The organism is Brevibacterium sp. (genome assembly GCF_022712115.1).
GTDB lineage: Bacteria > Actinomycetota > Actinomycetes > Actinomycetales > Brevibacteriaceae > Brevibacterium > Brevibacterium salitolerans.
The window spans coordinates 1-8,640 of sequence record NZ_JALAHB010000268.1 but is presented as its reverse complement, the minus strand read 5'-3'; the positions used below and the strand labels follow the sequence as shown (position 1 = coordinate 8,640).

Below are 8,640 nucleotides of genomic sequence, written 5' to 3'. Positions count from 1 at the left end.
TCGAGCGTGCCCGCGACGGTGCGCAGGCGCTCCATGGCGGCCGAGTCCTCGTCGGCGTAGGTGAGGAGGAAGCACAGCGACTCGTCGCCGGCCCGGCCCACCCGGCCCCGCAGCTGGTGGAGCTGGGCGACGCCGAACCGGTCCGCGTCGACGATGACCATGACCCGGGCATTGGGCACGTCGATGCCGACCTCGATCACGGTCGTCGCCACCAGGACGTCCGTCCGCCCAGCGGCGAACGCCTCCATCCTCTCGTCCTTCTCCGCGGTGGGGAGCTGACCGTGGAGGACGTCGACGACCGCGTGTGAGAACTCGGGACGCGCGCGGAGCATCTCCGCGTAGTCCTCCACCCCCGGCCGTCCGTCCAGGGCCGGATCCCCCTCCCGTTCGATCCGGGGCAGCACCGCGAACACCTGCTCGCCGCGGGCCACGTGCTCCGCCATCACCTCGTAGACCCTCTCCACCCAGGTGGGGTGCTGCTGCAGCGGCACGAGGTGGGTGGTGATCTGCTTGGAACCGGTGGGCAGGTGGGTGAGCGTGGAGAAGTCGAGGTCCCCGAACACCGTGAGCGCGGCCGAACGCGGGATGGGCGTCGCCGTCATCACGAGCGTGTGCGGGGTCCTGTTGCCCGCCTTCTGCCGGAGCGCGGCCCGCTGCTCCACACCGAACCGGTGCTGCTCGTCGACGATGACGAGGCCCAGCTCGTGGAACATGGTGGTGTCCGAGAGCAGTGCGTGCGTGCCCACGACGATGTCGATGTAGCCGAGGAACAGGTCGCTGAGCATCTGCTGCCGGGCCTTCCTGGGCATGGACCCGGTGAGCAGCGCGACCGCGACCTCCGTCTCCTGTCCGGCCCCGGCCTCGGAGTCCCCGCCCGGCGCGGTGCGCGGCGGACCCCCCTGGGTGGAGAACAGGTCGCGCTTGCCCCGGACCGGCACGGCCTGATCACCCAGCATCGCCACCAGCGAGCGATAGTGCTGGGCTGCGAGCACCTCCGTGGGCGCGAGCATGACCGACTGTGCGTCCGAGTCCGCCGCCTGCAGCATGGCGCGCATCGCCACGAGCGTCTTGCCCGAGCCCACATCCCCCTGCAGGAGGCGATTCATGGGTCGTGCGCCCGCCAGCTCCGCGCTGATCCGCGCACCCTCCTCCCGCTGTGAGGGGGTCAGCGCATAGGGCAGCCGCGCGTCGAACTCCCGCAGGCTGCCCCGCTTCTCGCCGGTGAGCGCGAGCGCGTGGATCGCCTCGTGCTCCTCCCGGCGCTGCAGCAGATGGGTCTGGAGTGCGAGCGCCTCCTCGTAGGCCCAGCGGCGGCGCGCCGTGTGGGCCTGCGCCATCGTCTCGGGACGGTGCATGGCCTCGAGCGCCTCGCGGAAGCCCATGAGGCCGTGCGCCCGCAGCAGGTCCGGCGGCACGGGATCCGCGAAGTGCTCCGCCGAGGCCTGGTCCAGTGCCGCTCCCACGAAGGTGCGGAAGCGCTGGCTCGTGAGCTTGGCGGTGGCCGGGTAGACGGGGATGGGGCGCTGCGGAGCCAGCTCCTCCGGTGCCGCGCTGCCGCTGTCGCTCGCCTTCGCCGCGATCTGCCCGTCCCCGGTCAGGAGGGTGGGTGAGGAGAGCTGCAGCCGGCCGCGGTAGTGCTTGATCCTGGCGCTCACGAGGATCCGCGAGTCCTGCGTGAGCTGCGCGCCCATCCACGGCCGGTTGAAGAAGACCGCGTCCACGGTGTCCTGCGTGCCGTCGGCGAGGACGACGGTGGTGATGGAGCCCCTGCGCGAGTGCATCTGCCGGGTGTCGACGCTCACCACGGAGGCGTGGATGATGGCATCGGTGCCCTCCTCCAGCTCGCGCAGCCCGGCGATGCTCGTGAACTCGCCGGGGTCGATCCACCGCCGGGGGAACCGCCGCAGCAGATCCTCCACGCTCGTCACTCCCACGGTCTCCAGGAGCGTGCGGTCCTTGGCCTTCGGAACGATGCGGGCGAACTCCCGGTCCGCGGTCTCCGGCTCCGCCGTCCCCGCCGTGCCGCGCGGCTGCGCCTCACTCAACGCCGACCACCATCCACGACGACTCCTGCCCTCCCGCCACGAGCACGGCCTCGGCATGCGGGTGCTCCTCCTCGATGCGGGCCCGCAGCGACTCGCCCACCGCCGGGGGCACCTGACCGCCCGCGATGAGGGTGACGAGCTCTCCGCCGGCGCCCAGCAGGCGGTGCACGAGTTCGAGGACGCTGGTCTCCGGCACGGAGCCCACACCGCGCATCCGTCCGTCGATGCACGTGAGCGGATCGCCCTGCGAGTACATGAGTGGTCCGGCCGCCTGGGCCCGTTCGGCGAGCACCACGCAGCCGGACCGGGTGCCGGACGCCGAGGCCACCATGTCCTCGAGCAGGTCCTCCGGGTCCGCGTGGGGGTCGAACACCGCCACGGCGGCCAGGACCGAGGCCGCATCGCGGGTGCGGATGAGGCGCGGCTCCCGCTCCGCTCCGCCCGTGCGTCCCCGCCGCCCCGAACGCCCCCTGACGGCGAGCGCCTCCCGGAGCGCCGCGTGCGTCTGCGGGGAATCGGGAAGGACGAAGCAGGGGCCCTCGGCCGCGGCGACGCCCGCACGCACGGCGGCCACGGCGTCCGCCGCATCCGCACGGACCGCGAGCGCGCCGCTGGAGGCCAGTGCGAACATGAGCCCGAGGCCGTCCGCGAGGGCGATCACATGGCACCGCCCGGAACCGGCGTCTTCGTCCCCACCGGTCTGCGCGGAGACGTGGGAGTGCTCGGAGGCGTCTCCGTGCGAGCCGGGGTCCCCGTGTGCGGCGGCGAGGTCCTCGATGCGCAGGTCCACGACGGTGTGCCTGTCGAGGACCTCGAGCAGCTGCAGCGCCTCCTGGGGCCCACCGCCGGAGGCCGTGTGCACGTGGGCCATCGGCCAGCTCACCACGATGGAGGTGCCGCCGGCCTTCGCCAGGGCCCGGCGGAGCGGACGTGCGCGGTCCTTCGCCTCACCGAGGTGCGCGACGAGCTCCAGCCCGGTGGGCCGGGGAGCGGCGACGGCACGCGAGGGCACCGTGCTGCGGGCCCGGGCGGGATCCGCGCCGGACGCGGGTGCGCCGTTCCCCGCCGACCACGCCGCTGCCTTCCCTCCGGGCTCCATCCCGGTGACCGTGAGGTAGAGGAGGTCGAAGAGCTCGACGATCCCGGAGGATCCCGCGTCCACGACCTGGTTCTCCCGCAGCACCGGAAGCTGTCCCGTGGTCTCCCGCAGCGCGGTCCGCGACCGGTCGCGGACCGCCTCGACGAGGGCGACGAGCGAGTCCCCCGCCGCCGCCCGCAGCTGCGCCTCCTCCGCCATGGCGTCCAGGACCGTCACCATCGTGCCGTCCACCGGCGTCTCCACGGCCTCGCGGGCGCGGGCGGCCGCGAGCGAGAGCGCCTCTGCGAAGTCCCCGGCCGCGGGCACGTCGATGCCCTCGAGCGCGTCCGCCACACCGCGCAGGGCCACGGAGAGGATGAGGCCGGAGTTCCCGCGGGCGCCGCGCAGGGCACCCGTCGCCATGGCGCTCACCACCTCCGGCAGAGTGGCGGGCCCCTCGAGCTCCTCGACGGCGCGATAGGCGCTGCGCACGGTGAGGTAGAGATTGCTGCCGGTGTCCCCGTCTGCCACGGGGAAGACGTTGATGGCGTTGATGCCCCCGCGCTCACGGCGCAGGCGTTCGACGGTCCGGCGCGCCCAGCTCGTCGCGAGCCGCGCGTTGAGGCGGACGGCGGCGCGGTCGTCCGGATGCTCCTCGTCTGACCTCTGCACGTGCTCCCTCGTGGTCCTCTCCCGCTTCCCTGTCATGCCCGGTCCCGTCTCCGGGGGCCGGGCGCACCGGTGACGTCCTCGCCGTCCTCCGGCGCACGGAAGTGCCGGAAGCCGCCGGTGCCGTGTACCGCCGGCGCACCGTCGACGCGCACCTCGGGCTCACCCGGCAGCACGCGGCCGATGCGCGCCCAGCCTACCGGAACCGCCTCAGGCGGCGCGGCGGCGAGGAACCCGTGGTCCTCCCCTCCGGTGAGCACCCAGTGCAGGGCCAGCGCGGCGGGGTCCGTGGCGGGGATGTCCCCACGCACCGCCAGTACGTGCGCGGCGACGGGGACGAGGGGTCCGGCCAGTGCGCGCAGGGCTTCGCCGTCGAGGTCGAGCACCGCGCCGGAGGCACGGGCGATCCTGCCCGCATCCGAATGCAGTCCGTCGGAGAGGTCGATGAGCGCGGCGCGCCGGCCGTGCCCGGCACCCTCGCGCGCATGCCCCAGCGCCTCACGCAGCCGGTCCACCGCGGGATAGTCCGGCCGCGGCGCCCGCTGCGCCTCGACGGCCTCCGCGCAGCAGGCGGCGCACTCCGGGGTGCACGGCAGTGCTGCGCCTGAGGCCAGCAGCAGGTCCAGGCCGGCTGCCGCCCAGCCCGTCCGGCCGCCCAGCCACAGCACGTCCCCGGGGCGCGCGGCGTCACGGGTGAGCGCCGGGAGCCGCGGGTCCAGGCCGCCCAGCGAGGTCACGGCCACCACGAGCTGCCCGGCGCCGGAGAGGTCGCCGCCCAGCACGGCGGCTCCCGCGCGCCCGGCTTCCTCCACGAGTCCCTCGACGATGCCCTCGAGGACGGCCGCCGGGGTGTCGCCGGGAGCCGCGAGCGAGAGGAGCAGACCTGTGGGGACTGCGCCCATGGCGCAGATGTCCGCGAGGTTCTGGGCACCGGCCTTGACCCCCAGACGGCGGGGATCGAGCCACCCGCGCAGGAAGTCCTCGCCCTCCACCAGCATGTCCGCGCTGCTCACCAGGCGACCGGGCAGAGCGGTGACGGCGGCGTCGTCGCCGGGGCCCACCTCGACCGCGGCACCTGCGCCCGGAACTCCCTCAGCTCCTGCGCCGGCGGACGGGATGCGTGCGAGGATCCGGGCGAGCACGCCGTCCTCGCCGAGCTCCGCGAGCGTCGGCTCCGCGGAGGACTGCGACGGAGACGCCGGTGCCGAGGAGCGGGCGGGCACACGGCGGTCGGAGCACATGGTCCAAGTATGCCGTGACCGGACCCGGGACGTACCCTGGGGGCATGCTCCGCAGGTCACTCACCGTTCTGTCCGCCGCCGCCCTGACCCTGCTCGCGGGATGTGCGAACACTCTCGCCCTCGATCCCGCGGAGAACGCCGAGGACCCCGCCTGCGCCCTGCCCACCCTGTGGATGCCGGACACGGTGGGCGAGCTGGAGAAGCGCCCCACCTCCGCCCAGGCGACGAGCGCCTGGGGCGACCCCGCCAGCGTCATCGCACGCTGCGGGGTGGCGGAGCCCGCACCCACCACGGACCCGTGCGTGAACGTGGACGGGGTGGACTGGGTGCAGGTGCGCGCCGAGGAGGACACGTGGCAGTTCGTCACCTACGGCAGGTCTCCCGCGGTCGAGGTCCTCGTGTCCCCGCAGGAGGTCTCCGGCGCCACCGCTCTGGCCGCGGTCTCCTCCGCGGTGAGCCGGATCGAGCAGACCGCGCAGTGCGTGGACGCCCGGGACGCGGAGCAGGTCGAGGGCGAGGTGCCCGCGGCCTGAGCGCTCAGGCCGCGGGCAGCCGGTCCCGCAGGGCGATGTCGATGAGCGTGTCCACCAGCTCCTCGTAGCGCAGGCCGCTGCGCTCCCACATGAACGGGTACATGGAGGAGGGCGTGAACCCGGGCAGCGTGTTGATCTCGTTGACCAGCACCTCCCCCGCGGGTGTGACGAAGGTGTCCACCCGCGCCAGCCCGGAGCAGTCGAAGGCCTCGAACGTGGCACAGGCGAGCCGCTGCACCTCCGCCGTGGTCGCCCGGTCCAGGTCCGCCGGGCAGGTGAGGCTCACGGCGTCCGGGTTGAGGTATTTGGTCTCGAAGTCGTAGAACTCCACGCCCGAGGTCGTGATCTCCCCCGGCAGGGAGGCCCGCGGGGCCTCGTGGAAGCGGGAGCCGAGCACACCGCACTCCACCTCCCGGCCCGCGACCGCGGGCTCCACGATCACCGCGGTGTCATGTGCGAAGGCCGCGGCCAGCGCACCGTCCACGGCCTCGGCGTCCGCCGAGTCCCCCACCCGGGACACGCCCATCGAGGAACCGGCGTTGGCAGGCTTGACGAAGACGACGGGGCCCAGGGCCGCGATCCTCTCCCGGACCCCGGTCGGGTCCTGCTGGGCCTGCCGCACGGTCACGGACTCCCAGGCACTGGTGGGGATGCCCGCGGCCGCCAGCACCGTCTTCATGTACCGCTTGTCCATGCCGACGGCCGAGGAGAGCACCCCGCAGCCCACATAGGGCACGTCCATGAGCTCGAAGATGCCCTGCACCGTGCCGTCCTCGCCGAAGGGGCCGTGGAGCACCGGGAAGAAGACGTCCACGACGCCCAGCGACTCCAGGCTCCCGTCCGCGGCGAGCCGGCGCAGCGGGCTGCGGCGCACGTCCAGCGGGAAGACGATCTCCGTCCCGTCGTCCACGACCTCCGGCTGCGTCGCTCCGCCGAACCGGAAGGACCGCCAGTCCTCGACCACCCGGCAGACTCCCTCGCGGGTCATGCCGATGGGCAGGACGCGGTACCGGTCCTCGTCGAGGGCGGCGAGCACGCTCGCGGCCGTCACGCAGCTCACCGCGTGCTCACTGGAACGGCCGCCGAACAGTACGGCGACCGTGGGACGGCTGTCGTCCGAACTCATGCGCTGATGCTCACTTCGCTTCGTAGGTGGTCTCGATCCAGGCGCGGCCGATCGTGTGGAAGAACAGGTTGAACCCCACGAACGCCGGCGTGGCGGTCTCGTCGACCTCCAGCGGCGCATCGAGCGCATGGACGATGAAGAAGTAGCGGTGCGGCCCGTGTCCGGCCGGCGGAGCCGCGCCGACGAAGCGGGGCTCACCGGCGTCGTTGCGCACCGTGACGGCGCCGGCCGGGAGCAGGCCCTTCTCCGGTGTGCCCGCACCCGCGGGCAGCGCCGTGACGTCCGCCGGCAGGTTCGCGACGGTCCAGTGCCAGAAGCCGGAGCCGGTGGGCGCGTCCGGGTCGTAGCAGGTCACCGCGAACGCCTTGGTCTCCGCGGGGAAGCCGGACCAGGACAGCTGCGGGGACAGGTCCTCGCCGCCGGGCACGCCCATCGCCCCGGAGGTCTGGGGAGCGGAGAGCTCCTGACCCTCCGCGATGTCCGTGCTGGTCAGTTCGAAGCGGGGCACGTCATTCAGCTTGTGGAACGGGGTGTTCATGTCGCGTTTCCCTTCGTTCAGGCGTACAGGATGCCGCTGCGGGGAGTCCCGGCAGGGCGAGCGGGCGCACGCGCACCCTCCGGGGCGCGGCACGGCTGCGGCTCAGGCCGCAGGGCCCTCCGTCTTGCGCTTCCGAGACAACAGGAGCGGGCCGAGTTCGTCAACCCGGAGCCGGCCGTCGAGCACTGCGGTGATCGCCTGCGTGATGGGGAGGTCCACGCCGTGGGCCTCGCCCAGCGCCAGCACCGCCGGAGCGGACTTCACGCCCTCGGCCACCTGCTTCGTCTCCGCCGCGGCCTCGGCCACGCTCATGCCCGTCCCCAGCAGCCTGCCGAAGCTGCGGTTGCGGGACAGCGGCGAGGCGCAGGTCGCGACGAGGTCGCCGAGGCCGGCGAGACCGGAGAGCGTGTGCGACTGCGCACCGAGCGCCAGTGCCAGCCGGGTGGTCTCCGCCAGCCCGCGGGTGATGATCGAGGCCTTGGAGTTGTCTCCCAGGCCCTGCCCGTCGCACAGGCCCACGGCGAGAGCGATGACGTTCTTCACCGCGCCGCCGAGCTCCACTCCCACCACGTCCGTGTGGGTGTAGGGCCGGAAGTAGGAGTTCGCGGTGAGCTCCGCGACCGCCTCCGCCGCGGCGAGCTCCGGCGCCGCGATGACGGTGGCGGTCGGCTGACCGTGGGCGATCTCCTTGGCGAGGTTGGGGCCGGAGACCACGGCGATCCGGGCGGGATCGTGCCCGGTGGCCTCGGCGATGACCTCGCTCATCCGCTTGCCGCTGGACACCTCGATGCCCTTCATGAGGCTCACGACGATCGCCTCCGGCGGGATCGCCGCGCCGAACTCGCGCAGGTTGTCGCGCAGGGACTGCGCCGGCACGGCCAGCACCACGGTGGAGGCGCCCTCGAGGGCCGCACGGGCGTCCGCCGTCGCACTCACTCCCGCGCCCAGCGCGAGGTCGCCCAGATAGGCGCTGTTGGTGCCGTGCGCGCGGATCTCCTCGGCGACCTCCTGCCTGCGCGCCCAGATCGTGACCGGGTGCCCCGCGTCCGCGATGACCTTCGCGAACGTGGTTCCCCACGACCCGGCGCCGAGGACCGCGGTGCGCTGCGCCCCTGCCGGGGCGGGGCTCTCCGCCGGTGCCGTGCTCATACGTCCTCCTGGGGTTCGAGATCCGGCCGGAACCGCTCCGGCAGGGGCACGCCGCGCAGCTCCGCGAGCTCCGCGGCGATGGCGGCCGTGATGCGGTCCGCGAAGCGCCGCGTCTGGGCCGGACCGGAATGGCCCGCGCTCACGGACGGCACCGGCGGGGCGAGCGGCTCGCAGAACGAGACGCGCACACGGGAGAAGGGGTGGGGGCGGGGCACCTTGCCCCCCACCGGCAGGATGGGATCGAGGCCCCAGTGCGCCACG

Annotated in this window: 7 protein-coding genes and 1 pseudogene; 1 reads left to right on the top strand and 7 read right to left on the bottom strand. The window is 73.7% G+C overall.

Translation table 11 applies throughout. The features are described 5' to 3' along the window. The 3 genes from Q0A33_RS15950 to Q0A33_RS15940 form a co-directional block, all read right to left on the bottom strand. Positions 1-2,045 (bottom strand): ATP-dependent DNA helicase RecG (locus Q0A33_RS15950; protein WP_291799159.1); only part of this gene is annotated, 2,045 nt, incomplete at its 3' end. Next, a complete protein-coding gene (locus Q0A33_RS15945; RefSeq protein ID WP_291799156.1) occupies positions 2,038-3,795 on the bottom strand; it encodes a DAK2 domain-containing protein in 1,758 nt (585 codons plus the stop codon). The genes Q0A33_RS15945 and Q0A33_RS15950, both read right to left, overlap by 8 nt. A gap of 32 nt (positions 3,796-3,827) precedes the next feature. Next, entirely contained in the window at positions 3,828-5,033 is a 1,206-nt protein-coding gene (locus tag Q0A33_RS15940; RefSeq protein ID WP_291799153.1) for an AIR synthase related protein, read from the bottom strand. A gap of 44 nt (positions 5,034-5,077) precedes the next feature. Here Q0A33_RS15940 and Q0A33_RS15935 point away from each other — a divergent pair, with 44 nt between their 5' ends. Continuing rightward, positions 5,078-5,566 carry a DUF3515 family protein gene (locus tag Q0A33_RS15935; RefSeq protein ID WP_291799150.1) on the top strand — a complete coding sequence of 163 codons (489 nt, stop codon included), beginning with the start codon at positions 5,078-5,080 and terminating at the stop codon, positions 5,564-5,566. Positions 5,567-5,570: 4 nt separating this feature from the next. Here the strand turns inward: Q0A33_RS15935 and Q0A33_RS15930 are convergent, their stop codons facing one another. The 4 genes and pseudogenes from Q0A33_RS15930 to Q0A33_RS15915 form a co-directional block, all read right to left on the bottom strand. Further along, entirely contained in the window at positions 5,571-6,692 is a 1,122-nt protein-coding gene (locus Q0A33_RS15930) for a D-alanine--D-alanine ligase family protein (protein WP_291799147.1), read from the bottom strand. Positions 6,693-6,702: 10 nt separating this feature from the next. After that, the gene (locus tag Q0A33_RS15925) at positions 6,703-7,230 is read right to left on the bottom strand and encodes a YbhB/YbcL family Raf kinase inhibitor-like protein (protein ID WP_291799144.1); all 528 of its coding nucleotides are present in this window, start codon (positions 7,228-7,230) and stop codon (positions 6,703-6,705) included. A 102-nt stretch (positions 7,231-7,332) separates the two neighbouring features. Then, complete coding sequence (locus tag Q0A33_RS15920; RefSeq protein WP_291799140.1) at positions 7,333-8,379, bottom strand: NAD(P)H-dependent glycerol-3-phosphate dehydrogenase; 1,047 nt, start codon at positions 8,377-8,379, stop codon at positions 7,333-7,335. After that, positions 8,376-8,640: pseudogene (locus Q0A33_RS15915) on the bottom strand (hypothetical protein); the annotation flags it as partial. The gene Q0A33_RS15920 and the pseudogene Q0A33_RS15915, both read right to left, overlap by 4 nt.